Raw genomic sequence first — 26,484 nt, 5'->3', positions numbered from 1 at the left:
AACGTTAGCCTTTGTATTTATCCTTCATGAACGGTTGTGTTGGGCAAAGTCTGAGACGCATGAGTATCAGAAATTGTATCGCAACGATCTTTGCGGGTAAAAATTCGTAACAGTATTGGTATCAGCAATAGGGTTACGCTGGTTGCGAATAGCTCGCCGAATACCAGTGAGACCGCTGCCGGCTTAAGGTACTGTGCCTGCTCTGAGCTTTCGCTAAGCAGCGGAAGCAAGCCACAAACTGTTGTGACCGTTGTCAGGAATATGGCCCGAACACGGCTGGTGCCGGTATTAATCAGTGCCTCGTGCCTTGGCATACCACTACGGTAGTTTTTGTTGAACCGGGTGATCAATATCAGCGAGTCGTTCACGACAACACCTGTCATCGCCATCATACCGAATAAAGACAGCACACTGATCGGCAGATCCATCAGGGCATGGCCAAAGATGGCACCCGCAAAGCCGAATGGGATCACGGCCATAATGATCAGTGGTTGCCAGTAAGACTTAAGCGGAATGGCGAGCAGGGTATATATCAGTAGCAGTGTCAATATCATGGCTTTTTTAAAGCCAGCCTGTACTTCGCCTATCTCCTCAAATTCGCCAACGGGTTTTACAATGGCACTTGGGTATTGTTTGTTGAGTGTTGGCAAAATATCCAGCTTAACTGTTTCCCACACCGCTTCAGGTGACTGGATTGACCGGTCCTGTCGCCAGTACACCGTGATAACCTCATTGCGGTTACGTCTGTATAGGGTATGTGGTTCTTGCTCGTAGGCAGCATCGGCAATATCGCCCAGTGTCAGGTACTGGCCAGACGGTAAGAATATCGGTGAATCGAGCACACTTTGCAGGCTGCGGCGTTTGTCATCGCTATACTGCAGGACAACCTTGGTTTCCTCAGCCTGGTGAAGTAGACGGTGGATATCATATTGGCCGAAAGCCCCGCTAATGATATTGGCAAGATCTGACTGGGTCAGTCCAAGGTGCTTTCCATATCGGTTAAGGGTGAAACGAAGCTGAGGCAGGCCTGATTGTCCGTTGTCATAAATATCATTAACTCCCGGGATGTTACTGATCTGGTGGCGTAACGCCTTCGCAGCCAGCTTAGCTATCTGACGTTCAGGTGCCCTGATACTGATAGCGGTTCCGCCAGACCAGTCATCGGTAGCGGTAAATTTAACGGCATAAGCGCCTTCAAAACGACCGCTGGCACTTTTCCATGCATCTAGCAGATAGTTGTTGGGTAGCTTGCTCAGTGCTTCGGTCGTCAACTCAACGGTGGCTTCGACATTGCTACTGCCGTTTGTTGCGACAAGCAGGTTAATGATTGGCGACTCTTCCAGACCAAATTCATCGCGTATTTTGTTGTTCAGCGAGCTAGCCGCGCCCTCAAGCTGTTTGGCATGCAGAGCCAGTAATTCATGAGGCGCACCGTCTTCAAGAGAAATATCGGCACTTAAATATCGCCCGGGGATCTCCGGAAACAGGCTTGATTTGATGTTGCCGCTGAACCACAGGCCATAGGCAAGAACCAGGGTACTGATAAAGCCAATCAGACTTGCATACCGATAGTGAATGACGTAATCCAGTATTGGCTTGTATACCTTGTAGGTAAAGCGCTGGAGCTGCTTATCGCAAAATTGCTGCAGACGCTTGAAGTTGCGGCTTAGCCAATGCTTAGGCTCTCTCTCTGGTGGTGAGCTCAGGTGAGCGGGAAGAATGAACTTACTTTCTACTAGTGAAAACAGCAGTGCCAGAATGACTACCGCTGAGAACCCAGCCAGTACTTTTGCCAGTTCATTTTCGATCCATAGCATAGGCGAGAATGCGGCGATAGTGGTGAGTACGCCAAAGACAGTCGCAACACTAACGGCTTCCACACCTTTCCCGGCGGCCTGTTTGGGATCGGAATATTTACCGCGTGCCTGATGAATACTCTCGCCGACGACAACAGCATCATCAACCAGGATCCCCAGTACTAAAATCAAACCAAACAAGGTGATGTCGTTAATACTGTAATCCAGCGCCGGTAAACCCATCACACCCAGCGTGCCGGCAATTGAGACCGGGATCCCGATAGCAACCCAGAAAGCGAGCTTTAGATTCAGGAACAGGCCAAGGAGCACGACGACAATTAGCAACCCTTGCCATGCATTGTTGCCGAGGCGGGCGAGCTGGTCTTCAACATAAGGAGCCATATCGGCCATGGTGTCGAGATAAATATCGTCTGGTAGTAAGGCGCGTTGTTTATCGAGAACCTCCTCAATCGCCTCGCTGACACGCAGCAGGTTATCTTTTCTGCTGGTGGAAACCAGCAGTGCAATCGCATTGTTTCCATTGTTGCGAACTAAAGCGTCAGTCTTTACGTATTCACGGCGGATCTGGGCAATATCTTCCAGCAGCACTTCGCTGGTTGGGGTTGTTTTTACAACGATTTTGCGAAGTTTTCGTACAGTATCTGCATAGCCGTCTCCACGCAGGAGCAGCTTGCCCTGACCATTTTTAATGGTACCACTTCGAGTTTCTAATGAAGCCTGGCGGATATGGCTCGCAAGGTCGTTAAAGGCGATCCCGTAATGGCGAAGGCTGTCCGGATCCGGTTCTATTACCAGTTGCGAGGAACGTTTGCCCCAGTTTTCAACGGCGGAGATCGCTGGGTGTTTCTTCAGCGCAATCTCTAGTTGTCTTGCTACGGGCTGCAGCTCGTTATCACTTCGTTCACCAGAGATCACGACAAATGAGGCCAGGTTGCTAAATTCATCACGATAGATTTGCGGGTTTTCTGCCAGTTCAGGGAAACCGATAATACTGTTTACCCTGTTTCTGACATCCTCGATCAGGCGTTCGAGGTTGGTATCGGTACGTTTTTTCACCCTGACCGTAGACAATCCTTCCGAAGAACGACTGGTAATTTGCTTGATTCCAGCAAGGTCACTGATTGCCTCTTCGATACGCTGAGTGATCCCCTCGTCAACCTGACGCGCTGTACCGCCGGGGTAAGTAACACTCACTACCAGACTCGTTGGCTTGGTTTGCGGAAAACTTTCTACACGTAAAGTTGTTAGCGATAGTGCGCCCAAAGCCAGAATAGCAACCATTAACAAATTAGCCGCAACGGGATTATCCAGAAACCAGCGTGTTAACCATTTCATTGCGCTTCCTCGCTGTTATTGGCATAGCTGTTATTGGCAGAGTTGCTATTGGTATAAGTGGGCTCGACATCACTTCCGGGTAGCATCGTCAATAGCGGGTACTGGACGATATTTCGGCTGCGCTCAGGCTCTTTGGTGAACTGGAACCACACCTGGTTACCGTCTTCATTGAGCTGGATAATTGGCTCAAGTACGAGCTTGTTATCATCATTGACACACCAAACCGCACCGTCGAGAGTTAAAACAGAGATTGGCAGGCGGTGAATAGGTGCATCGGGGGAAATGTTAAATATGACCTTAACCTGCTGCATAGGTAATAGTACTTTAGGCTGTTGGAAAGGGTTTTCCACAGCAAGTACCAGTTGGCGCTGTCGAGTTGCCGCGTCAAATTCCGGAGCAATGTAGCGCAGCTTTACTGGCCAGCTGTTGTTGTCTCTATCGACAACAGAGATCTGGTTTGGGTCTATTCTGCCGCCGAGTCTTTGCCATAGGCGTTTCGAGAGCGATACCTCGATATCTACGCTGTGGCTTGAAGCAATGACGTAGAGAGGCGTACCAGATTCGACATGCTGGGCCGGTGAGGCAAATCGCTTGAGAATGACGGCATCAAACGGCGCTACAACCTGGCTCTCGATAAGCCGTTGTCTGACGCTGGCCAATGCTTGCTCAGCATGATGAACATCTGCTGTCGCAGCGGCCACCTGAGGCTCTCGGCGGGCAAAGGCAGTACTTACGTTTTGTGGCAGTATTTTTTTTGCGACGGTCTGCTCGTGTTTTTCGCGCTCCAGCTTCAGGCGGGTACTGGCCAGATGGCTTTTGGCTTGTTCGACTTCCGCTGAGATATGCGTTGGGTCAATTTGTGCGAGAAATTCCCCTTTCTCGATCAAGCTGCCCGGCTCAATGTCAGTGTTGAACTCCGTCAGGTTGCCGTTGGTTGTCGCTTTTAGCTCTGTCTGCCAGCGGGACTGGGTGATACCAACTGTTGATACGGAGAGTTGTCGCTGCGCCGGTGACGATGATAGTACCGTCACGACTTGAGCAGCGGATGCCCCTGTAGTTACCGGTAATGAGTTATCGGGGAGTGAGTCCAGCACTAGCAAGACGCCGGCTAGAGATAACACCGCTAAGGTGATAGGGACTTTCTTTTTAAGTGATTTCATGTTTCTCACCTTAATTTGTTTACAGGTGCAAGCTGAACACAGTTAATTCTTGCTGTAATTTCATGTAACCGGGATAACGTCTGCAGTGCGACAGGCAGCATGATGGCTGACTCTACGTACTCCCACGAATAGCTGATGATGGAAAAAATACTGCCGGGTGTAATGCTTGGTAATGAAGCAGCCAGCCAAAGATTGGTGACGATAAAACCGAACTGAACGAGAAAGATCACGCCATATAGAATGGCCTCGGCGTCGGAGAGCTGGATCTCACGCTGACATAAACGTCGAAGGTGGGTTAACAGCTGTCGAGGATTCCGACTGTGCAGAATATGGACCTGCTTTTCTTTCTGTTCGTTTAACGCGCTGTTTAACCAGATAAATCGTTGATGAAACAAGCTGTACATCACCAGCATCAAGATAGTTGAGATACAAGCTGACACCGCGAGTGACTGGGAAAATCCAAACAGGATGACAACCGAAGCGATGATTTGGATACAGGCGGTAAATAGGGGCGGTAGTTCCTCTTCAAGAAAATCGACCAGTTCACGGGACATTTCGAGCCGGGCGTTGCGGATTGAAACCGGGAGACGTGAAAGACGAACGTTGATTTCTCGTGCCAGCTCTACCCGGATATGTCCATAGGCACGGGTGTCATACAGGCGTCTAGCTACGCTGACTACAGTAATACTTGCCAGTACAATCGCTAATAGCTGCAGGGAGTGAATATTACCTGCCAGCAGACCGTCTATCGACATCCCGATAAAGAGCGGGATCAAGGCTAACAGCACATTTTCGACGATGACGAGTAGCCAGGTGATGAGCATCCGCCATTTAAACATTTTAATAATGGCGATCAGGTCGATGTGATAAGGCCACATTAGCTGTTCTCCCTGTTTAGTGCGTAAGCGGGAAAGGGCGTTACACCGGGATGACGGTTAATAGGTGAATGTTTGTGAGTTAGCATATTTCAGAGCATTGATTCCAAAGCATAAAAATCGGATATCGATTTCTAGGTAAAATTCGGTCATGGCGCTATTGTCCCTGCCTCAAACAGGAAAAACGTGTCCGCGTTTGCTCTAATGCTGATTAATTTATATGGAAGGCGAATGTTTTGCGGGATACAGATGCTTTTTTCTTATACTGTCTGCAGGGAAAAACGAGAGAAGGCGACGGGCAGCTGTAATCGCTCTGGAGCCATAAAATGAAAAATGCCGCCTAGTGGAGCTTAGGCGGCAAATAGCAAGAGGGGATATTATAGTTATCTTTTAGCAGTGTTATTTTGCTTCAGGGTAGGTTTTGTAACGCACACCCATCATTTGTTCCATACAGTGTACAACCTGGCAGCTGTAGCCAAATTCGTTGTCGTACCAAATGTAGAGCACACAACGCTTGTCCTGCGCAATAGTCGCGGCACCATCAACCACACCGGCATGGCGAGAGCCAACGATATCGGTAGAGACGATTTCGGTAGACTGCGTGTAGTCAATCTGTCCGGAAAGCGGTGAGTTCAGGGCCATTTCACGCAGGTACGTGTTAAGCGCTTCGGCATCAACGTCAGAATCCAGGTTGAGGTTGGCAATTGCCATAGAAACGTTCGGGGTCGGAACGCGAATAGCATTACCTGTCAGTTTTCCGGCTAGTTCAGGCAGCGCCTTGGCAACGGCCTTAGCTGCACCAGTAGAGGTAAGAACCATGTTCAATGCAGCAGAACGACCACGACGTTCGCCGCTGTGGAAGTTATCAATCAGGTTCTGGTCGTTGGTGAACGAGTGAACGGTTTCGATATGGCCCGACTGGATACCGTACTTGTCATTAACCGCTTTCAAAATCGGTGTAATGGCATTGGTAGTACAGCTGGCAGCCGAGATGATCTGGTCTTCATCCAGGATAACAGACTCGTTAACACCGAATACGACATTCTTGAGATCGCCTTTGCCCGGTGCGGTCAGTAGTACTTTTTTCGCGCCAGCACACTCAAGGTGCTTGCCAAGGCCTTCGGCATCGCGCCACATACCGGTGTTATCGACAACGAGAGCGTCGTTGATACCGTAAGCCGTGTAGTCAACTTCAGCCGGGCTGTTAGCGTAAATAACCTGAATATAGTTACCGTTAACAATGATTGCTTTACGGCTTTCGTCAACGGTGATGCTGCCATTGAACTGACCGTGAACAGAGTCACGACGTAGCAGGCTGGCACGCTTTTCGAGATCGCCGTCTTTACCGCCACGAACGACGATCGCACGCAGGCGAAGCGGATAGCCTTGGCCGCTCTTGTCAATAAGAAGGCGTGCCAACAGACGACCGATTCGGCCGAAGCCATACAAAACCACATCCTGAGTCTCGACAGACTGCGAGCTGCTGAGTGATTCGACAAGGGCTGTACTTAAAAAGTCATTCAGGTTGTTTACATCATCCTGGTTTTTCCAGTACTCGTAAGCCAGTTGGCCTACATCAATTCGGCAAGGAGACAGGTCAAGTTCGGTCAGTGCCTGGATCAGCGGCAATGTCTGAGAAGGAGAAAGCTCGCTGCCGGTATAGCGGCGGGCAACGCGGTGTGCCTTAATGATATCGATTACAGAGGCGTTGACAATTTGGCGACCGAACAGAAGGATTTCTACGCCTTTCTGACGGTATAGTTGGCCAAGAAGTGGTGAGATGGATTCTGCATTGGTTTGGCTTGTTTGCCAGTCTAGAAGATATTTTTCCGGACTCATCTTTACTTAGGACCTTTCACGTTTAGGGAAGAGAAACAGGACTATATCCTGTGTACTGTTATCGTTCTTATGGGGCGCAAGTGTAACGTTTGCGTCGTTTTTATCCTAGTAAAATTAATAACTTGTAAATGTGATCTTTGTCGAGCTGAATTGGTGATCTTCATCAAATTTTAAGTTGATTGTTCTGCTTTTATTCGACCGAATATAGCAACTTATTTTTTAACGATTTATTCACTTTTTGCGATGAATTCAAACAATTAGTAGTCTGTGTTGTTTCCAAGGGCAGAACTAGATGGTAATCCTGCAATAAATGTGGATTATTGTTGCCTTAGTTTGCAACAACCTGGTTCCTACCACTGTTTTTGGCTGTGTATAACGCGGTATCTGCTCTTTGCAAAATGGTTTCGAAAGAATCACCGCTGGCGAAATTAGTGACTCCGATACTCGCGGTGATGGTGCCGATGTTACTGATATTGAGTTGGCTGATACTTTTGGTGAGCCTCTGGCAAACAATGGCCGAATAGTCTGCCTTGGTATCAGGTAAGATAATAAGAAACTCTTCGCCTCCCCATCGGTAGACTCGATCGTTTGGGCGGAGTGTATCTTTTAGTGTTTCCCCAACTGCGCACAGCACTTCGTCACCCGCCTGATGGCCATAGGTATCATTGATGCTTTTGAATAAATCGATATCCAAAATGGCGACTGCCAAAGGCTGGAAGTCCATGTTGTAGCGTTTAATATGGGCGACGATTTCACGGGAGGCAGCTCTTCGGTTGGGCAAACCTGTGAGTTCGTCGGAATAGGCATGCGCCCGCAAAATTTTCGATGCAGCCTGTAATTCTTTATTGCGCTCGTCCAGATCTTTGGTGCGTTGCTGGACGATTGATTCTAACTCTTGATTGAATTGGTGCAGTTTACGTTGTGCCGTGATCCGACGTTTAATATTGATAGTGAGTATTGAGATAACGACAAGCATGAAGATGAACAGAGCAATAGTGCTGTTTATCAGCTTTGCGTGTTCGTCATAGAGTGAAACTGGGCGGTTGATGACGGTGCTATGGGCGGGCAGAAGGCTGGTATCGATACCAAACCGCTTTAGCTGGTGATAGTCGAAATAAGGTGAATAATGTGCTTTTCCCGGTACTTTGATGTTTTCCAACGGAACACCGTCAAGAACCTTGATGGCTATTCTGGCGGCATTTTTACCGTGCTCATAGGGGTTATTCATGAGCCCACCTATTCCCCCGTAACCAATAATGATCGTTCCCCACATGCCATAAACAGGCACTTTGCTTTTTTGAGTTAAGAGCGGCAGATGATGTTCATAGGAGAAATAGGTACCTAGTTTATCCTTATGAATGGCTAGCATCAGGAAAACAGAGTCAAAGTCTGCATTTTCCGCTCTTTGGTAGAGCTCTGGGATTGAGAACTGATCCCAAACCTCTAATGTAATGTGCTTTTTATGCGGATCAGCTTGCCATTGTGCTTTGATCTCTCTTGCTTTCTTACCCATATTCAAACCAAGGCCTGTGGTGTCGCTCAGCATTATGATTCGCTTCGTTCTGGGCTGAAGCTGTAAAATCAGATCCAGGTTTCCTTCAATTTCCATGCCTTCAACTATGCCGATAATGCTATCGTGGCGCGCCATCAATTCCGTATTGGGCACGTTGACACCACTATAGACAACAGGTTTGCCAGGAAATAAGTCTTTGCCATTTTCGATCATGAAATTGTACGCATGATCATCGGTAGTCATGATGAGATCGGGTTCGTATTTTTGGTATTTGTGTTTGAGCAGTTCTATGAGTTTGGTGTGATAAACCTGATCATCCACAAATCGTCTTTCGTCCATGTATTCAATATGAAGATTCTCCGCATGAACGGTATCTATCAGTACATCTTTGATGCCTTGAGTTTGCTGAGTTGTCCATTGGTACTGGGGGTGATATGAATTAACAAGAAGCACAATTGGCTCCTCTTTTGACAACGCCAATAGAGGAAGAGAGAAAAGTAAAAACAATATCAACTTTACAGCCATCTTGTATGAGACCTTATCTAATACCAATATCTGAACAACGACTTATCCAGTTGGATAAACTGCAGCTAAGGATTTCTACAAGTATAGATTTTTTAAATGAAGTTCTTAGGGCAGCGGAGTTTACCTAATAGAAACTCCGTTGCCAAAGATGAAGGAGATAGCCGTTTCGCTGTCTGATGGGAACGATTATGCGGGGTAGATTGCCCCCAGGCATGTTAGTTGGTTGGCACCTGTCACTTCCGGAAGGTTGCCGGGTAGTTGATGCAGGGTACGGTAAGCCAACCAGGCGAATGCCATGGCTTCCATATTATCTATATCTACCCCGCGCTCGGCCGTTGTCACAACCGTCCAATCTGGCAAGAGCTCTGCGAGTCTTTGCATGAGCAGAGGGTTGTGAGCCCCGCCGCCACAGACCAGCAACTCGCCTGGGGTTTCAGTGCGAACATCATTGGCAATGGTGACGGATGTTAGCTCTGCCAGCGTACGTTGCACATCTTCTGGTTTGAGGCTGAACTTGTTTAGGTGGTCATCAAGCCAAGCGAGGTTGAACAGCTCGCGTCCTGTACTTTTGGGCGCTGAAAGGGCAAAAAACGGATCACTTAGTAGTGATTCCAGCAGTGCCGGGTGCACGACTCCGGATTGCGCCCAGGCTCCGCTTTTATCGTAGCGCTGTCCCTTGTGTTTGTGGACCCAGGCGTCCATCAACATGTTGCCGGGTCCGGTGTCAAAACCGGTAACCGGTTTTTCGGGAGTCAGGATGGTGATGTTGGATATACCACCAATGTTGAGCACTACGCGAGTGAGATCCGGCTGGCTGAAAAGCTGCTGATGAAAAGCCGGGACAAGCGGTGCGCCCTGGCCGCCGTAGGCCATATCTTTACGGCGGAAATCGGCCACTGTGGTGATGCCTGTTTTGGCTGAGATAATGTTGGCATCGCCAAGCTGCATGGTGAAGGCATAGGCTGATTCAGGAGAATGATAGACCGTTTGCCCATGGCTACCGACCGCAGTGATGGTTGCCGGCTCAACGTTTGCTTTTTCCAGGAGTGCGAGGACGGCATCGGCGAACAAGTGCCCGAGGTGATGATCTAGCTCGCCGATCGCTTGTAGGTTGGTTGGCTGACCCATACAAACATCTAACAGGGACTGTTTAAGGTTCTCACCCATAGGAAAAGCATGTTCGCAAAGTAACTCTATTTTGCTGCCGTTAATGTCGACTAAAACGGTATCAACACCATCCATGCTGGTTCCGGACATAATTCCAATGTAACGTTCAGATCCCATTATTGCCTCGGTTATGTGCAGGGTATAAGTCCTATATTTACATGGAACTAAGAAGCACGGCAAACCTTATTGGGTAGGCTGCACCGGCTAATCTAGGCTAGATTAGCCGGTGTGGTAGGTTAACAGGTTCGGAAGGTTAGACGAGGCTCAGCAATAAGCCTTCTTTACCTGCCAGAGTAAGTGTGAGTATGCCTTGTTTTGATTGCCATTCGTCGCCGGTAAGCAGATCCTTAAGTTGAGCATTTTCAATACCGAGTTGCCAGACAGGAACTTCAATCGTCCTGGCATGCTCACTGTTGTTCATCAGGCAGACGGTAATCTCATCACCTAGCGTTCTGGCAAATGTGAGCTGCTTGTGCTCGGCAACGAGCCATTGGATACTGCCTTCCTGCAGGGAGTGATGATTTTTGCGAATAGCAATTAGCTGTTTGAGGAAGCTAAACATCGCGTGAGGCTTTTCGGTTCGCTCCCACGGGAAACAACGGCGATTGTCAGGATCCTGTCCGCCTTCAAGTGCCACTTCTGTTCCGTAGTAAATACAAGGTGTGCCCACATAGGCAAATAGCATTAACAATGCCAGTTGCATGGTTTCCTGATCGTCTTCCAGCATGGTCAGGAAGCGCATCGTATCGTGGCTATCCAATTGGTTAAGCTGGGAAAGCTGATTGAGCCAAGGCATTTTGCTACGGGCCTCGTTGAGCCAATCCACCAGTTCGTCGGCATCAATTTGGCAGTTGTGGTAGGCAATGTCTTTGTGGGCAAAAAAAGCACGGATCGGGTGGGCGAAACCGTAATAGTTCATTGCGCCATCTTCCTGATCGCCCTGGAGCCATTGGCTTGCCTCGAAGAAATGCTCGCCTAGTACATAACAGTCAGGGTTAATTGATTTGGCCGATTGACGGAATGCTTTGACATAGTGGGCGTTGTTGGTTGCACCAGCGCCTTCACCCAGCATGTGAATAACGTCAAATCGCCATGCATCGATATTGTACGGCGGGCGAAGCCAGTGCTTGATGACGGCATCTTGTCCCGAGTAGATGTATTCCTGCACGTCGGGATTTGAGAAGTTAAGCTTTGGCAGGCTTGAAATTCCGTTCCAGCCGATGTAATCGTTGCTGTCTCCGCTAAATTGATAGTAATGACGATACTTCGATTCAGGGTGATTATACGCACCGGCTTCATCCTGGTTCTTTTGGTACATATCGAACCAAGGGTGATTGACTGAGGTGTGGTTGTACACGGCATCAAGCATGATCTTCATGTTGCGTTGATGCAGGTCGGCGACCATCTCGGCGAATTGCTCATTGGTTCCCAGGTGTGGGTCAACGTTCCGATAGTCGGTCGTATCGTATTTGTGGTTGCTGGGAGCAGAGAAGATCGGGTTAAGGTACAGGGCGGTAATGCCTAGATCTTCGAAGTAATCGAATTTTTCGTGAATGCCCTTGAGATCGCCGCCGTAAAATTCGTTCGGGCCATTGCTGCCGTGTGGCGAAACGGGTTCTCCCCATTCCTTGGCAATAGTTGGTCTCTCATTACCTTTGAGGCAATATTCATCGGTTTCGACACTGATTGTCGGATCACCGTTTGCAAAACGATCGGGGAATATCTGATAGAAAACCTGTTCTTTTACCCAGGCTGGTGGCTGATCGTCTTTGTTGTACTTGAAGTGGGTTTCTTTGCCGGGAACGCGTGGCGATACTCCGTTACCGTGTAACCACCACTGCCGGCTATTCTGCATTACCTTAAAACAGTAGTGAGTTAACGATTTATCTGAGTTTAATGGAATTTCACCATGCCAGTATTGAAGCCTGCCATTGGTGCTGCCGCGTACCATATCAACAAGCATTTCCTCGTTGTCGGGTTCACAGCGAATGAATATAGCAGAGATAAGTAGGTCAGATTCGCTGACAAGCGTCAGCTTCAAGTTGTGCTCAGAGGGAGTTACCCAAGCCGTATCTTGACCGTGATATAAGTAGGGTGTCTTCATCATTGTTATAACTGGCCAGTTGGAAGGTCAATGGGTAACAAGATACTGCTTCAAGCACAAAAAAAAATCAGCCTTCGTCAAAAAATGCGACGGCGTAGACGAGAGGCGTAGAGCGGTTATGCCTGCTCGGTATCTTGATGTGTCGGAGGTATAAGTTTAAATAGCACAGCGGCTTTGGCGGTATGTCATTTCTCGCTGACGGAGTGGCATTTTGTCGACCAAGTCGGTGATATGCCGCCAGTTGGTTTCTTCCCCCCAGCGGTGTTTCTCAAGACCGTCTTTGCCAATCAGGATTGCAGTGTGGCTATCTTGGGTAATGTTATATTTTTGCTGAAGAAAGCGGATATCTTCAGGGCTGAACAAGTCCTCGGGTTGGTTGAAGCCATCACGGGTAATAATGATGGTTACGATATCTCTTTCCTGTAATAGGCAGTCGTTCATTAGCGTTTGTTTCATGAATTCTTGTACGTACTGATCTTTTTCGGGAGCAAAGAAAAGAATACTGCGGTGGTTCCAGTGCAGAGAATCCAGAGGGTAAGAGGCAACACTGGTCGAAAAAAGAATAACGGCTGAGTATAAGCAACTAATCAGAGCTTTCATGTTAGCTCTCCTGCTCCCGGATATACCATAGGAGAGTGGGTTGGATTGGTATCAATATAAACGGCAGTTTTGTCAGATTGGATCAATCGCGTGTCTGCCGCCTAGTATCAAAGCCATAAGTACTAAAACCAGTATAGTCTATGGCTTGAGAACCTCATTTAGATGATTATGTGCTATGTCGGCCCTTATGGTAAGGCAATGTGGCTAATGAACTGTGTACTGATATAAATGTTCCGAGACGTAGTCAATAAATACCCGAAGACGAGCAGGCATGAACTTGGTTTGGGCAAACTGCAGTGCAATATCGCCCTGGTAATTTCCTTTGATTGTCCAGTCGCTGAGCACTTCAGTTACCGTTCCTTCTTCGAGCGGTTTCTTGATCACGAAGTCTGGGAAGATGCCAATCCCCAATCCATCAAGCACTCCTCTCAGGCGCATTTGTGAATGGTTAACGGCGTAGCGGCCAGTGACGGGTATGGTGTGGAATTCATCATCCTTAACAAAATCCCAGATATGATCCGTGGCTGTTTCGCCAAGGAAAATACAATCGTGCTGAAGTAAATCGGTTGGAACGATAGGGGTGCCACGTCGAGCCAAGTAGTCGGGGCTGGCGCAAAGGCTCAAGCTAACCTTGCCAATCTGCTTTAGAACTAAGCCTTCTGTCGGTTTCTCTGTCAAACGGAACACGACGTCGATGCCTTCTGAAACGAGGTCTATATCACCATCTGATGCTTTGAGTTTGAGTTGAATATCGGGGTACTTGGTGAGAAAAGGGGTCACCAGAGGTTGAAGTACGATACTTAAAAATGCCTTAGGGGCCGCCACCGTCAGTGCACCAGAGGGCGTTGCATGCTCCGAGCTTGTGAACTCGACAACTTGTTTGGTTGCGTCAAGCATTGCGCAGCATTGATCATAGATCCCTTTGCCCGATTCGGTGATCACGAGTTTTCGGGTGGTACGCTCAAGAAGTTTGGCTGAAAGCGTGTGTTCGAGACGCGAGAGCTGTTTGCTCAGTGCCGATGGGGTAACCCCTAATTTTTTTGCAGCGGCTGTGAAGCTGCCTTCATCGACAACGATTTTAAAAACAGCCAGTTCCGGCATAAGGGCAATCAGTTTATTTGTGTCCATAGTTCAACAGTCCTTTTCCAGGTCAGGGGATAATAGTCTGAATGCGCTTGAATTAGAATGGATGGAGTTCAAACATCCTGTTAATTGAACATTTTTTCAGTCAGATCTCCTAACCTGATTATATGGATTATCGTCTGGTGAATGCCGCTTAAAGCATGCATTCGCTACAGTCATAATTGAGAGGAACATCATGTCAGCTGCATTCTACGACCAAATCAAACAGCAAATCGAACAAGTAAAAGCTGAAGGTTTATACAAATCAGAACGTGTTATTACATCAGCGCAAAAAGCTGCTGTTTCTATCCAAACTGGCGAAGAAGTTCTAAACTTCTGTGCAAACAACTACTTGGGCCTTGCTAACCACCCTGATCTGATTAAAGCCGCTAAAGCCGGTATGGATCATCACGGTTTCGGTATGGCCTCAGTCCGCTTTATCTGTGGTACGCAGGATTCTCACAAAGAGTTAGAGCAAAAGCTGTCTAACTTCCTGGGCATGGAAGATACAATTCTTTATACTTCTTGTTTCGATGCCAATGCGGGTTTGTTCGAAACAATTCTTGGTGCAGAAGATGCCATTATTTCTGATGCGTTGAACCACGCTTCAATCATCGATGGTGTTCGTCTGTGTAAAGCGAAGCGTTTCCGCTACGCAAACAACAACATGCAAGAGCTGGAAGAACAGCTAATCGCCGCAAACGAAGCGGGTGTACGCCACAAGCTGATTGTTACTGACGGTGTGTTCTCAATGGACGGTGTAGTAGCCAACTTGCCTGCTATTTGTGACCTGGCTGACAAGTACGATGCGCTAGTGATGGTTGATGACTCTCACGCCGTGGGTTTCATGGGCGCAAATGGTCGCGGTACACATGAATACCACGATGTTATCGAGCGTATCGACATCATCACTGGTACCTTGGGTAAAGCGATGGGCGGAGCGTCAGGTGGTTATACTTCAGGTAAGAAAGAAGTGATCGACTGGCTACGTCAGCGTTCTCGTCCGTACCTGTTCTCTAACTCAGTCGCACCAGCTATCGTTTCTGCGTCAATCCGAGTTCTAGACCTATTGGAAGAAAGTGGTTCGCTACGTGACCAGCTATGGGACAACGCAGCGCACTTCCGTGCTCGTATGGAAGCGGCTGGCTTCACCATGGGTGGTGCAGATCACGCAATCATTCCAATTATGCTGGGTGATGCAAAAGTGGCTGCTGAGTTTGCAGAGCGTGCTCTGGCTAAAGGCATCTACGTCGTTGGCTTCTCGTTCCCAGTTGTACCAAAGGGACAGGCACGTATCCGTACTCAGATGTCTGCTGCGCATAATCGTGAACAGCTAGATAAAGCTATCGATGCCTTCATCGAAGTTGGCAAAGATATGGGTATCATCTAATTGCCATCTGTCGCGATAGCGAGCTAATGCAACAACAGGGGCGGGTAGAATGTACTCGAATAAAAATAGTGGTAGCCCGCTTCTGAATATTTCACTGCAATACTATTTGTTGAGATAAAGGTCATGAAAATTAAAGCTCTTTCTAAACTAAAGCCTGAAGAAGGCATCTGGATGACTGAAGTGGACAAGCCTGAGCTTGGTCACAATGATCTGCTAATCCGTATCAAGAAAACAGCCATTTGCGGTACTGACGTTCATATCTACAACTGGGATGAATGGTCACAGAAAACAATTCCTGTTCCTATGGTTGTTGGCCATGAGTACGTAGGTGAAGTTGTTGGTATTGGCCAGGAAGTGCGTGGTTTCGAAATCGGCGACCGTGTTTCGGGCGAAGGTCATATCACTTGTGGCCACTGCCGTAACTGTCGTGGCGGCCGTACCCACCTTTGCCGTAACACTACAGGTGTTGGCGTAAACCGTGAAGGTGCGTTTGCCGAGTATCTGGTGATCCCTGCATTCAACGCATTCAAGATCCCTGATGAAATCTCTGATGATCTTGCTTCAATTTTCGACCCGTTTGGTAATGCGGTACACACTGCACTTTCATTTGACCTTGTTGGTGAAGATGTTCTGATCACAGGTGCAGGCCCGATTGGTATCATGGCAGCTGCTGTTGCGAAGCACGTAGGTGCCCGTCATGTTGTTATCACTGATGTTAACGACTACCGTTTGGATCTGGCTCGTGAAATGGGTGTCACCCGTGCAGTGAACGTTGCTAACGAGAAGCTTGAAGATGTGATGGCTGAGCTTGGCATGACAGAAGGCTTCGATGTTGGCCTAGAAATGTCTGGTAACCCATCGGCGTTCAACAGCATGCTAACTGGCATGAACCACGGCGGTAAGATTGCACTGCTGGGTATTCCACCATCAGACATGGGTATCGACTGGAACCAGGTTATCTTCAAGGGCTTGGTCATCAAAGGTATCTACGGACGTGAAATGTTCGAGACTTGGTACAAGATGGCAAGCCTGATCCAATCTGGTTTGGATCTGAACCCAATCATCACTCACCACTTCAAGATTGATGACTTCCAAAAAGGCTTCGACGCCATGCGTAGCGGGCGTTCCGGCAAGGTTATCCTTGATTGGGAATAATCGATAAGTCGATAATTTCTATTGTTAAAAGGCGCTGTTAATCAGCGCTTTTTTTATATCTGCGATTTAGCTGACAGTTAAATTTAAGCGAGAAGGCGTTATGCTGGGGAAAACTTTTATGCTGATAAGCAGTACAAGCATAGAGAGGCTTAATAGCCCGCCAACAATTAATTGTGCCCAGAGGTTGAGGGCTGGGTATATCACTTGGCTGATGCCGTATAACGCAGCCCCGATCAGTACACTGGCCAGCCAGTCTGAATGGCGGTAGGGCAGTGAAAGCTTCGTTTGGCTAAAGTAGTAAAACAGCGCTAAACGAACGGTATAGACGCCAGCCAGAACAAATACGGCTGCCCATATGTTGTATTGTGGGATGAGCAACCAGTACCCTGCAACCGCCAGGGCAGAACATAACCACTGGATCCACATCTGGCATTGGCTGGAATCACCACTGAAACAGCCAAGATTTAATAAGTCACTGGCGTTTTTCAATGCACTCACCAGAATTAGCCCAACAACAACTTTGGCGGCGAGGTGGTAGTCTTCGGGTAGGAAGAGGCAGATGAAACTGGGTACAGTCAGTATCAGAGAGACGGCAAAGAAAATCCCCAGGTTGGTGCCAAGGATCGCATTCCTGGCGCACAGCTCACGCCCTTGTTCTTGTTGTAACATTTTGATTCGGTTGGGGTACCACCATAGCGCGAAGGGTTGCATCAGTAACGCGCATATCATGGCAAATTTAGCGGCTATCGCGTAGACAGCTAGTGTATCAACACCGACCTTATCAGCGAGCACCCAGCGGTCCAGTCCGGTAATGGCAAATAACCCAATATTGCTGATAACGAACGGCACACTGTACTTTAGTAGCGGTAAGGAGTAGCCCAAATAGGCACTACCTGCCATTTGTGCCCATTGGAATTTGAGCAGGAAGAAAAGTAACAGTACGCTTGAGCAGGCTCCGGCAATCAGTAAGGCATCAATGCCATAACCAGCTTCCAGTAAGATGATAATAAGCAATGCCTGAAAAATGGCTTTGACGACGTTGTAGATACAGAATTTTTTGGCCAGTGATTCCATACGCATCAACGTCAGCGGAATCGCAATTAATCCCTCCAGCAGAGTCGGAACGGCAATGAGAGTGATTTGGTAGGGTTCAAATTGATGGGGCAGGTTTGCCAGCAGCAAAGGCATCATCAACCAAATAAGGAAGCTAGCGACTAGTGCGACTATCAGGCTTAGTAGAAAACAGTTGGAAATCAGTTCACTGCGCTTTCGCCCGTCGCTCGGGCCGACATAACGGTACAGAGATTCAATAATACCAAAGCCGATAATGATGGTGCCGATATCTGTCAACAATATGAGTGACTCTAGCGAACCATACTCATACGGCGTCAGTCGGGAAGTCACATATGGCATCATGAACAATGATACTCCCTTCATCATTATTATTCCGACGCCATAATAGGCAGACTGTTTTAATGCACTCATCATAAACCCTATTTAGCTATATCAATTCCCAATACATTTCTACGCTGGCGATGTCGCCAAATTGAAATGGTGACAGCTACTTGATCGGTACTGATTGCTTGTGCTTTTGAGATGGCATAAGGCATTTCTTCATGTCGCCGAGCGTATGTTTTACACGTCTGGTTTGGGGATCAATCAGCAAAGAGTGGAAGTCGTGCAGCAGGGCGGTATATATATCACCTTTGGTTCTGAAATAGTCAGCATAGCCTTCTTGAAGCCTTGCCCGAGCTTGTGATAACGACTTCTTACTGATTGATGTATTACGATCCTGATAATGTGAAATAACCTCAGAGACAGAAAGCAAATTATTCCATCGCTTAGAATCTGTTTGGGTTATTGAGCCTGCTCTCATGAGATACCCGGTGTAAGAGTGCTTCAATAGTGCAACATCAAAATGCTCGCACACCTTTAACCAAAAATGCCAGTCCTCGCAATAACTCATCTCTTCATTGAAAAAGCCAATCTTTTGAAAGACAGCTTTGTTAATCATGACAGTTGATGTACCGATAATGTTGTTGGCAAAAATATCATTGAGCGGGTTGTCAAAGAAGTGAACAGTGTTCTGGTCACTATTGTACTTATTCCAGTACGCCAGACAGTCGATAATTAATTCATTGTTTTCGTTGAGGTGATCGTAGTTGGTAAAAGTCATTCCAAGGTGTTTGTTTTCTTGATGTACTCTGACTTGTTCGGAGACTTTTCCACTGTACCAACAGTCATCGGCATCCAGAAAAGCCACGTAGTGTCCTGATGATTGTTTGATGGCGATATTTCTGGCTGATGCGGCACCGACCCCGTCTGTGTTTATGACGATAATATTGTTATGTGTTTTGCTTAGGGTAGCCAGATACTTGTCAGTGCCATCGCTGCTGTTATCGTTAACAATAAGAAGCTCGATATTTTTATAATCCTGGGCGAGAACGCTCTCAATCGCCTTAGGCAGATAAGGTAGGCAATTATATGTTGGTATGACTACAGATACTTTATCCATGGCTGGCTCCCTTTAGTTTTATAGGGTGAAGCAGAATTCATACCTAAATCGTGCGTATAGCATCAGTTGCTGAACGGCTGGTTGCTATATCATTGAATTTTATGGGTTATATTGAAAGAGGGAAGTGGTGTTTATACTGTGCTGAAGAGAGGGGGGAGTGGATGAAGTGCAGTAGATGGTGTGCCAGATGATATGTTGCTTATTGCCAGTATTTTCTTATCTGCATTGCAGAATGCGAGAATAAACGGCCATATAATGTTGAGAAGATAGGAACAGTTATTGCTTTTCATAGTGTAAACATTTGCTATAGAGAGCGTAATAATGAAAAAAGTAGCCTTCGTTGCACCTACATTTCCGGTGTTGAGTGAAACGTTTATCCGAACTGAAATTGATTCCATTGAATCCTGCGGTCACGATGTTTGTGTGATGACCTTTGAGAAACATCTTTCGGCACAGAAGTTTAGTTATCCAATTTATGAGGTTGGTGAGAGTTTTAGTTTTAACTTCTTGGCGCGAATCAGCCCAAGTAATCTTTACAACTGTATTCAGTTTGTGATGGAACAACAATCGATGCCGAAGCGGTCTCTATTTTATTACAGCGTCAAATTGGCATCTCAAATGGCGAAGTTAAATGTCGAACATGTCCACGCTCATTTTGCCCAACATACAACTTCTCACAGCATAGCAGCGGCTAAATTACTGGGTATTTCCTGTTCGTTTGTTAGCCATGGCCATGATATTTATGAGCATGCTTTTGATATACCTCTAAAGCTCAAAAGAAGCGATTTTGCCGTGGCAGTTTGTAATGACATGATGGAAGACTTTTCAAAGTTGGGGGCTAACAATATCAAGCTCCTGCACTGCGGAGTGAAAACCTCGCTATTTAAGCCTCAGTCGAAGCTCAAGCATAACAAAATACGACTGGTCTTTTTAGGTAGGCTTGTCGAACCTAAAGGCGTTACTTATTTGCTTCAAAGTATGCAAGGCTTATGTGAAACGTATCCGGTTACTCTTGATATTGTTGGTGACGGTGAACTGTCCGAGGAACTTAAACAGCAAGCCTTAGCTTTAGGTATTGCGAAAGATGTCAATTTTCTAGGTCCGAAGGAGCCGAGCTGGGTACAGGAAAACCTCCCTCAATATGACTGTTTGGTTGCGCCTTTTTGTGTGGCTCAGTCCGGTTGTGTTGATACAGGGCCTTTAGTATTAAAAGAAGCAATGGCAGTGGGAGTACCAGTGATTACGACCAACATTATGGGGTGTAAAGAGATTGTCGCCCCCGGGACGGGCCTGATGGTGAATGAGAAAGATGCAACAGCTTTGTCCCAGGCCATTGAGCGATTTGTGCGTTTACCGGCTAAAAAACGGGAGCAAATGGGGAAGGAGGCACGTCGCAATGTTGAACGTCATTTTGATGCACTTAAGCAAGCCAGAGTGTTATCCAGGTGGATAGAGGCAGCGGCTCATTAACTTATTTTCCTTGAGGTAGTTAGAGTATACAAGGCAAGCCGGATTAGCTTGCTATGATTCTAATGACTTTGAGTGCATATCTGTATGTTAAGGGAGGTATGTATCAAGACCAGAAAGTAGGGAATCATAGTGATATAGTTCACGAATTCTGTTATCCTTGCCGCCAATTTCGTTGCTAAAGTCGCCTGAACCCGGCGGCTTTTTTAATGCTTGATACATAAATCATTATTGGAACAGTACATTGATTTCTACCGCTAACATCACAATGCAGTTTGGCGATAAGCCATTGTTTGAAAATATCTCGGTTAAATTCGGTGAAGGTAACCGTTACGGTCTTATCGGCGCGAATGGCTGTGGTAAGTCGACATTCATGAAAATTCTGGGTGGCGAACTTGAGCAGTCGGCAGGTACTGTTTCAACAGATCCGAACGAGCGTATGGCAAAACTGGGCCAGGACCAGTTCGCGTTCGAAGAGTACACAGTGGTTGATACCGTAATCATGGGTCATAAAGAACTGTGGAAGATTAAAGAAGAGCGTGACCGTATTTACTCGCTACCTGAAATGTCTGAAGAAGACGGTATGCGTGTTGCCGATCTGGAAACTGAGTTCGCCGAAATGGACGGCTACTCAGCTGAAGCGCGTGCAGGTGAGTTGCTACTTGGCTTGGGTATCTCGGAAGAGCAGCACTTTGGTTTGATGAGCGCAGTTGCACCAGGCCTTAAAGTTCGTGTTCTGCTAGCTCAGGTTTTGTTTGCAGACCCAGAAATCATGTTGCTTGACGAACCGACGAACAACTTGGATATTCACACTATCAGCTGGCTTGAGCAGGTTTTGCTTGAGCGTAACTGCACTATGATTATCATTTCGCACGACCGCCACTTCCTAAACAGCGTATGTACTCATATGGCTGATTTGGATTACGGTGAGCTTCGTCTGTTCCCTGGCAACTACGACGAGTACATGACAGCCGCTGAAGCTTCGCGTGAACGTTTACTAGCTGATAATGCCAAGAAAAAAGCGCAAATGGCTGAGCTTCAAACTTTCGTTAGCCGTTTCTCTGCAAATGCTTCTAAAGCAAAGCAGGCGACGTCACGTCAGAAGCAGCTTGATAAAATCCAGCTTGACGAAGTGAAAGCATCGAGCCGCCAGTCGCCATTTATCCGCTTTGAACAAGAGAAAGAGCTGTTCCGTAACGCGCTTGAGGTCGAAAACCTAAAACAGGGTTACGGCGAAAACATCCTTATCAATGGTGTGAAGCTGTTGGTTGAAGTGGGTGAGCGTATTGCGATTATCGGTGAAAACGGTATTGGTAAATCAACCTTCCTAAACACGTTGGCAGGCCAGATGGAGCCAATGGAAGGTATGATCAAGTGGTCAGAGAACAACAACATTGGCTTCTACGCGCAGGATCACAGTGCTGATTTCGAAGAAGACATGACACTGCTGGACTGGATGGGTCAGTGGAAGAAAGAAGGGGACGACGAGCAGACGGTTCGTGGTATCCTTGGGCGCATGCTGTTCTCGCAGAACGATATCAAGAAATCTGTAAAAGTTATTTCAGGTGGTGAGCAAGGCCGAATGCTGTTTGGTAAGCTGATCATGCAAAAACCAAACATCCTGTTGATGGATGAGCCAACTAACCACATGGATATGGAATCTATCGAATCGCTAAACTTGGCGCTTGAAAACTTCAAAGGTACTTTGATGTTTGTTTCTCATGACCGCCAGTTTGTATCTTCGATTGCAACGCGCATCATCGAAATCACCAAAGATGGCGTTGAAGATTTCCACGGTACTTACGAAGAGTACCTGCGCAAGCAAGGCCTTGTGGGCTAATTAAAATTACGTTGGCGAGTTAATGAAGCCAATGGATGATTTAGCTTGATAGAAGAAAGCCGCCAAATTGGCGGCTTTCTTATGTTTGTTTTTTAGAATGCACACAGTAAAGTAGTACTGTTGTTTTATAGAAAGGATTAAAGATGAAGATTTGGGTTGATGCGGACGCGTGTCCTAATGTCATCAAGGAGATTTTGTTCCGTGTTGCCAATCGTGTCGGGGTTGCTGTTACCTTAGTGGCAAACCACCACGTGAGAGTTCCACCTTCACCACATATTAAATCGATTCAGGTAGAGTCCGGCTTTGATGTTGCCGACAATTACATTGTTCAGCAAGTCGAAGCTGGCGACTTGGTGATCACGGCTGATATTCCGCTTGCCGATGAGCTCATCACCAAAGGTGCCCATGCCCTCAATCCCCGTGGCGAGATGTATACCAAGGATACTATCAAGCAGCGCCTGCAAATGCGCGATTTTATGGAGACAATGAGAAGTAGTGGTATCCAGACCGGTGGCCCTGCACCGCTGAGCCAATCCGACCGACAAAATTTCGCGAATAAGCTAGATTCTTTTGTGGCTAAAAACCATAAGAGACAATAATTTATGATGGTGATAGCAGCTGTTGTCACCTTCGTTTTTCTCCCTTCTTTTTCACTGTTCATTTCACAATTCAAACAAAGCCGAAATTACTTGCTAATACTTTCTGATCTAATAGTCGGAACGATGTCAGGTTTACGGTCGTAGGTGTTTACTTGTGACATGTCTTTATGACCCGTAAAGCGTTGCTTATCGGCCATGGTTCCTTCGTAATCAGAGTTCCCTGTTTTGCCCTGCTTAATAAAGATACCGTCATCAAGTATCTCCTTGAATGAGTACGCCGAGAATCAAGCAAAGCAGAGTTGCCGATGTCCACTATGCCAAGGAACAGGCAGGTAATAAAGCCGTCAATCATGGAATGCCCGGCATGCACCGGTAAAGATTACTTGATGCCGACACCTGATGATATTCGCAATCACCTTCGCAAAGCTAGGGTAGCGCGGATCAGTGCCAACCTGTTTGAACGCGAACTACAGCCTTTGTTCGAAAGGTGCTGGCAGTGGCTCTACTTGGAGCTGCAGGAGACGGTAAAGGCGTTGAATGTAGCGCTAGAGAAGGAGAGGGCTGTGAGCTAGGTCTCTGTTCAATACGATTGATAAAAAATTAGTATGTTTATGATTTTATTGCGGTTGTTTTGATATACAATCGGGTGTTCTGTTTTGCGGATATTGTTCGTTGAAGACAGAGTTATAAAGCTTGGCTATTGATTAAATTAAGCTTGCCGTCGTGAATAAACTAATAGTAAATGAATAAGGTTAATTAACAATGAATAAGAAAATATTGGTTCTACTACTACTGTTTATTGGTGGATGCGCAAGTAGAGCGCCTGTAGTTGATTATTCAGAGCCAGAAGATAACTACTCAAAGTTAAGCTATAAAAAAGATAGGCTCCTTAATAGAGCAAGCATAGGGATTTATGAAGATTATAAGGATTGTAAAAGGTTGCAACCCGTTGATTACTCAAGAATTGTTGATGGGAAGTTGAAAGTGGAAAGTGATCAACCTATTACGATTCAAATCGTTTCAGGTATACCAACTCACGTAGGTGTGTATACCTGCTTGAATAGATTCAGCTTTACGCCTGAGAAGGATCATACTTACACAATAAAACAAAAGTTAGTAGTTGAAGTAGGGTATTGTACAGTTAATGTTTATGATGATGAGAGCAATGAGGCTGTTGGCATATACGACAGGTCAGGACTTTTTGGTTGCTTAGATTCACAATTGGATCCATCAGAAAAAAAAGACCATGCCGCTACTAAGCTAATTAATTAATACAAGTTATATATGAAAATATCTACTATAAGAAGTTATATCTAAAGTAATATTTTCAGTGTTTTTATTAGCTATTACGCATCTTATAACAAACCTCGCCTTTGGCGGGTTTTTTTATGCCTGAAATTCCTTCATCCTCTTAGTTAAGAGAAACCCAATGAATAAAAAAACGACTGTTACGTCACTCGTTCTGGAGTGGCTAAGTGCGCATTCGCCTACGATTTATGCCTTCCTGATGTCTATCTGTATCGCTGTATTGAGAGTGGCCTATAGCGGCGGCGGTGTGCGTGAGATGGCTGCGAAGGTAATCAAGCTGAGAATGAAGCCGCTAAGTTGCAGGCCGCAACAGCCAAGGAGCAGACAGGTATTGAGTCTCAGTGCTATCAGGATGCCAAGACACAGGCCGAAACGGGCAGAATCCTTCAGGAGATGGAAAAACTCAATCAGGAAGTTGCCCAGTTACGTGAACAATGTATGGCTCAGCTACAGTCTCAGATTGATGCTATTCAGCCTTAGTGCAGAGTTAAAAGTAACTGAATGGCTGTAATGGACCGTATCCAGCCTGGTTGTCATGATAGCCAGGGTGTGTGGCCATTCTCAGTAAGTGATTTCTCATATCTTCGTTGTTTAAAAGTGGAGTGTTATTAGAGTTAGAGCTTTCATGTTTTGAAGCTATTAAGGCAGCTAAACCTGCAACAAAAGGTGTTGCCATGGATGTACCACTGAGCGTTGCATATCCGCCGTTTCTAAAGGTTGACCAAATATCACTCCCGGGACCCATGACATCGACTTCACCACCTCGAGAAGTAAAACCTGAAGGGTTACCATCACTATCATGAGAAGCAACGGTAATTACACCACCATACTTTCCTGGGTAACCAATACTATTTGTAAATAATCCGCCTTCATTACCTGCCGCACATATTACGAATACACCATGGTATAAAGCATACTGGATGGCTTTATACAGTTCAGAATCAGAGGACGGCCCACCTAGGGACATGGATATAATTTGGGCACCATTATCAACAGCCCAATAAATACCTTCAATGAGCCAAGAATATGGTCCATTCCCGTTATTTGATAGAACTTTACCAATCATGAGTTGTGATTTTGGAGCAACACCGACGAAACCGACACCATTTAATCTAGCTCCAACAATGCCAGCACAGTGTGTACCGTGGCCGTCAACATCTTCAATGCCGTCACCAGAAAAATCCTTTGAAGCAATGATTGCTTCCTTAAGGTCTGGATGATCAGTATCAATTCCAGTGTCAAGAATTGCCACTTTTACACCTTCGCCTTGTGTGAGCCTCCAAACATCAGGGAGCCCAAGTATTCGGCCAGCCCAATTTATTCTCTCTCGTTCTTGATCTGTCATCTTTTGTAATTGCTTTTCATTCGTTACTTCTTGGTTTACTAGGTATTTGGGTGTACAGCAATCATGAGAAAAACCATTATGTTCTCTTTTTAAAGTTCTAGGAGACATGATATTTACCAACTGAAGAATTTGTGTCTGAAATGTTAGGCACTAAAAAGGACGCTTGCATATGCATAGCTGGTATTTCTGTCTTAAAAATGAATAAAGTAATTAGAAACGAATGTAAGTTTTTGATGCGACAAGATGACTTGTGTCTTGCCAAAAACTCGGGCTTAATTTGACCATTAAGCTGCGCCTTCGGGTGGCAGCTTTTCTTGTCTCTGAGCCTCGCTAATGGCGGGGCTTTTTCGTATGTGCTGCTAAGCGTTTTTATCGAGAGCTCTTAGCCGCACAGACAGCGATACGTCTACATTACGGAGAAGTAAGTAAATGGACCAACTGAAGCTGAACCCGTTGTCGATGAAGTGCCAGAGCCGAAAACTGAAATTGCCGAAGCCAGCTCAGAATCTGATACGAACGCAGCCACGGCAACTGCGGAGCAGGAAGAAGCAGAACAGGGCGAAGAAAAGCAGGGAGAACAACCTCAGAAGTACATTGCTGTCAAAGACGGTGAGCACTGTATTCCGTATGAGGTGCTAGAAGCTGAGCTTGCCCAGAACCAACGCTTGCAAGAGGAACTTGCGGCATCGAAACCGCGTGAGGGGTTTAGGTTGTCCAAAATAGCAACGAAAGTGTTTCTGAGCAGATTGTAACTGCCTGATCTTGTGCTATCGAATTGCGAAACAAATCCTTCACGTTTTTATTTAAT

Annotated in this window: 21 protein-coding genes and 1 pseudogene; 10 read left to right on the top strand and 12 right to left on the bottom strand. The window is 46.5% G+C overall.

Going from position 1 to position 26,484, the window contains the following annotated elements:
• Positions 1-17: 17 nt before the first annotated feature.
• The 9 genes from L4D19_RS19660 to L4D19_RS19620 form a co-directional block, all read right to left on the bottom strand.
• Positions 18-3,152, bottom strand: coding sequence for an efflux RND transporter permease subunit (locus L4D19_RS19660; protein WP_428453901.1), 3,135 nt, complete (start codon positions 3,150-3,152; stop codon positions 18-20).
• Positions 3,149-4,312, bottom strand: a complete 1,164-nt coding sequence (locus L4D19_RS19655) for an efflux RND transporter periplasmic adaptor subunit (protein WP_428453900.1) — start codon at positions 4,310-4,312, stop codon at positions 3,149-3,151. Before L4D19_RS19655 ends, L4D19_RS19660 begins: the two co-directional genes overlap by 4 nt.
• A 5-nt stretch (positions 4,313-4,317) precedes the next feature.
• Positions 4,318-5,190, bottom strand: coding sequence for an ABC transporter six-transmembrane domain-containing protein (locus L4D19_RS19650; RefSeq protein WP_428453899.1), 873 nt, complete (start codon positions 5,188-5,190; stop codon positions 4,318-4,320).
• A gap of 396 nt (positions 5,191-5,586) precedes the next feature.
• On the bottom strand, positions 5,587-7,026 hold the full coding sequence (locus L4D19_RS19645) for a glyceraldehyde-3-phosphate dehydrogenase (RefSeq protein ID WP_428453898.1): 1,440 nt from the start codon (positions 7,024-7,026) through the stop codon (positions 5,587-5,589).
• 328 nt (positions 7,027-7,354) lie between these two features.
• Entirely contained in the window at positions 7,355-9,064 is a 1,710-nt protein-coding gene (locus L4D19_RS19640; RefSeq protein ID WP_428453897.1) for an ABC transporter substrate binding protein, read from the bottom strand.
• A 186-nt stretch (positions 9,065-9,250) separates the two neighbouring features.
• A complete protein-coding gene (locus L4D19_RS19635; RefSeq protein WP_428453896.1) occupies positions 9,251-10,348 on the bottom strand; it encodes an anhydro-N-acetylmuramic acid kinase in 1,098 nt (365 codons plus the stop codon).
• Positions 10,349-10,484: 136 nt separating this feature from the next.
• Complete coding sequence (gene malZ, locus L4D19_RS19630; RefSeq protein WP_428453971.1) at positions 10,485-12,335, bottom strand: maltodextrin glucosidase; 1,851 nt, start codon at positions 12,333-12,335, stop codon at positions 10,485-10,487.
• Between the two features lie 156 nt (positions 12,336-12,491).
• On the bottom strand, positions 12,492-12,935 hold the full coding sequence (locus tag L4D19_RS19625; protein ID WP_428453895.1) for a DUF4174 domain-containing protein: 444 nt from the start codon (positions 12,933-12,935) through the stop codon (positions 12,492-12,494).
• A gap of 204 nt (positions 12,936-13,139) precedes the next feature.
• On the bottom strand, positions 13,140-14,063 hold the full coding sequence (locus L4D19_RS19620; protein WP_428453894.1) for a LysR family transcriptional regulator: 924 nt from the start codon (positions 14,061-14,063) through the stop codon (positions 13,140-13,142).
• Between the two features lie 190 nt (positions 14,064-14,253).
• Here L4D19_RS19620 and L4D19_RS19615 point away from each other — a divergent pair, with 190 nt between their 5' ends.
• Both L4D19_RS19615 and tdh read left to right on the top strand, forming a co-directional pair.
• Positions 14,254-15,447, top strand: a complete 1,194-nt coding sequence (locus tag L4D19_RS19615; RefSeq protein WP_428453893.1) for a glycine C-acetyltransferase — start codon at positions 14,254-14,256, stop codon at positions 15,445-15,447.
• A gap of 123 nt (positions 15,448-15,570) precedes the next feature.
• Positions 15,571-16,602: an L-threonine 3-dehydrogenase gene (gene tdh / locus L4D19_RS19610; protein ID WP_160655220.1), complete on the top strand. Its 1,032-nt coding sequence runs from the start codon at positions 15,571-15,573 to the stop codon at positions 16,600-16,602.
• Between the two features lie 66 nt (positions 16,603-16,668).
• Here tdh and L4D19_RS19605 read toward each other — a convergent pair whose 3' ends face one another.
• Complete coding sequence (locus L4D19_RS19605; protein ID WP_428453970.1) at positions 16,669-18,087, bottom strand: lipopolysaccharide biosynthesis protein; 1,419 nt, start codon at positions 18,085-18,087, stop codon at positions 16,669-16,671.
• 76 nt (positions 18,088-18,163) lie between these two features.
• Positions 18,164-19,117, bottom strand: a complete 954-nt coding sequence (locus L4D19_RS19600; RefSeq protein ID WP_075765615.1) for a glycosyltransferase family 2 protein — start codon at positions 19,115-19,117, stop codon at positions 18,164-18,166.
• Between the two features lie 321 nt (positions 19,118-19,438).
• Between L4D19_RS19600 and L4D19_RS19595 the strand changes: the two genes are divergently transcribed.
• The 7 genes and pseudogenes from L4D19_RS19595 (at position 19,439) to L4D19_RS19565 (ending at position 24,811) form a co-directional block, all read left to right on the top strand.
• Positions 19,439-20,587, top strand: coding sequence for a glycosyltransferase (locus L4D19_RS19595; protein ID WP_428453892.1), 1,149 nt, complete (start codon positions 19,439-19,441; stop codon positions 20,585-20,587).
• Between the two features lie 241 nt (positions 20,588-20,828).
• Complete coding sequence (locus tag L4D19_RS19590) at positions 20,829-22,424, top strand: ABC-F family ATPase (RefSeq protein WP_428453891.1); 1,596 nt, start codon at positions 20,829-20,831, stop codon at positions 22,422-22,424.
• Between the two features lie 143 nt (positions 22,425-22,567).
• A complete protein-coding gene (locus L4D19_RS19585; protein ID WP_428453890.1) occupies positions 22,568-23,023 on the top strand; it encodes a YaiI/YqxD family protein in 456 nt (151 codons plus the stop codon).
• Between the two features lie 386 nt (positions 23,024-23,409).
• On the top strand, positions 23,410-23,595 hold the full coding sequence (locus L4D19_RS19580; protein ID WP_428453889.1) for a hypothetical protein: 186 nt from the start codon (positions 23,410-23,412) through the stop codon (positions 23,593-23,595).
• 190 nt (positions 23,596-23,785) lie between these two features.
• Positions 23,786-24,295 carry a hypothetical protein gene (locus tag L4D19_RS19575; RefSeq protein ID WP_428453888.1) on the top strand — a complete coding sequence of 170 codons (510 nt, stop codon included), beginning with the start codon at positions 23,786-23,788 and terminating at the stop codon, positions 24,293-24,295.
• Positions 24,296-24,452: 157 nt separating this feature from the next.
• Positions 24,453-24,578, top strand: a pseudogene (locus tag L4D19_RS19570) (phage holin family protein); the annotation flags it as partial.
• Positions 24,579-24,628: 50 nt separating this feature from the next.
• On the top strand, positions 24,629-24,811 hold the full coding sequence (locus tag L4D19_RS19565) for a hypothetical protein (RefSeq protein WP_428453976.1): 183 nt from the start codon (positions 24,629-24,631) through the stop codon (positions 24,809-24,811).
• 7 nt (positions 24,812-24,818) lie between these two features.
• On the opposite strand, the gene L4D19_RS19560 is transcribed toward L4D19_RS19565, so the two are convergent.
• Positions 24,819-25,784, bottom strand: a complete 966-nt coding sequence (locus L4D19_RS19560; protein ID WP_428453887.1) for a S8 family peptidase — start codon at positions 25,782-25,784, stop codon at positions 24,819-24,821.
• Between the two features lie 356 nt (positions 25,785-26,140).
• Between L4D19_RS19560 and L4D19_RS19555 the strand changes: the two genes are divergently transcribed.
• The gene (locus L4D19_RS19555; protein ID WP_428453886.1) at positions 26,141-26,428 is read left to right on the top strand and encodes a hypothetical protein; all 288 of its coding nucleotides are present in this window, start codon (positions 26,141-26,143) and stop codon (positions 26,426-26,428) included.
• The last annotated feature ends 56 nt before the right edge of the window (positions 26,429-26,484 follow it).

It is taken from the genome of Photobacterium kasasachensis, from assembly GCF_050336885.1.
Classification (GTDB): Bacteria; Pseudomonadota; Gammaproteobacteria; order Enterobacterales; family Vibrionaceae; genus Photobacterium; species Photobacterium kasasachensis.
The sequence above is the reverse complement of the archived record's forward strand: the minus strand, read 5'-3'. Positions and strand labels throughout refer to the sequence as shown.

Bases quoted from the DNA above. Each gene is read 5' to 3' on its own strand.
- L4D19_RS19660 (WP_428453901.1), bottom strand. From the start codon at position 3,152: ATGAAATGGTTAACACGCTGGTTTCTGGATAATCCCGTTGCGGCTAAT.
- L4D19_RS19655 (WP_428453900.1), bottom strand. From the start codon at position 4,312: ATGAAATCACTTAAAAAGAAAGTCCCTATCACCTTAGCGGTGTTATCT.
- L4D19_RS19650 (WP_428453899.1), bottom strand. From the start codon at position 5,190: ATGTGGCCTTATCACATCGACCTGATCGCCATTATTAAAATGTTTAAA.
- L4D19_RS19645 (WP_428453898.1), bottom strand. From the start codon at position 7,026: ATGAGTCCGGAAAAATATCTTCTAGACTGGCAAACAAGCCAAACCAAT.
- L4D19_RS19640 (WP_428453897.1), bottom strand. From the start codon at position 9,064: ATGGCTGTAAAGTTGATATTGTTTTTACTTTTCTCTCTTCCTCTATTG.
- L4D19_RS19635 (WP_428453896.1), bottom strand. From the start codon at position 10,348: ATGGGATCTGAACGTTACATTGGAATTATGTCCGGAACCAGCATGGAT.
- malZ (WP_428453971.1), bottom strand. From the start codon at position 12,335: ATGAAGACACCCTACTTATATCACGGTCAAGATACGGCTTGGGTAACT.
- L4D19_RS19625 (WP_428453895.1), bottom strand. From the start codon at position 12,935: ATGAAAGCTCTGATTAGTTGCTTATACTCAGCCGTTATTCTTTTTTCG.
- L4D19_RS19620 (WP_428453894.1), bottom strand. From the start codon at position 14,063: ATGGACACAAATAAACTGATTGCCCTTATGCCGGAACTGGCTGTTTTT.
- L4D19_RS19615 (WP_428453893.1), top strand. From the start codon at position 14,254: ATGTCAGCTGCATTCTACGACCAAATCAAACAGCAAATCGAACAAGTA.
- tdh (WP_160655220.1), top strand. From the start codon at position 15,571: ATGAAAATTAAAGCTCTTTCTAAACTAAAGCCTGAAGAAGGCATCTGG.
- L4D19_RS19605 (WP_428453970.1), bottom strand. From the start codon at position 18,087: ATGAGTGCATTAAAACAGTCTGCCTATTATGGCGTCGGAATAATAATG.
- L4D19_RS19600 (WP_075765615.1), bottom strand. From the start codon at position 19,117: ATGGATAAAGTATCTGTAGTCATACCAACATATAATTGCCTACCTTAT.
- L4D19_RS19595 (WP_428453892.1), top strand. From the start codon at position 19,439: ATGAAAAAAGTAGCCTTCGTTGCACCTACATTTCCGGTGTTGAGTGAA.
- L4D19_RS19585 (WP_428453890.1), top strand. From the start codon at position 22,568: ATGAAGATTTGGGTTGATGCGGACGCGTGTCCTAATGTCATCAAGGAG.
- L4D19_RS19580 (WP_428453889.1), top strand. From the start codon at position 23,410: ATGCCGACACCTGATGATATTCGCAATCACCTTCGCAAAGCTAGGGTA.
- L4D19_RS19575 (WP_428453888.1), top strand. From the start codon at position 23,786: ATGAATAAGAAAATATTGGTTCTACTACTACTGTTTATTGGTGGATGC.
- L4D19_RS19560 (WP_428453887.1), bottom strand. From the start codon at position 25,784: ATGTCTCCTAGAACTTTAAAAAGAGAACATAATGGTTTTTCTCATGAT.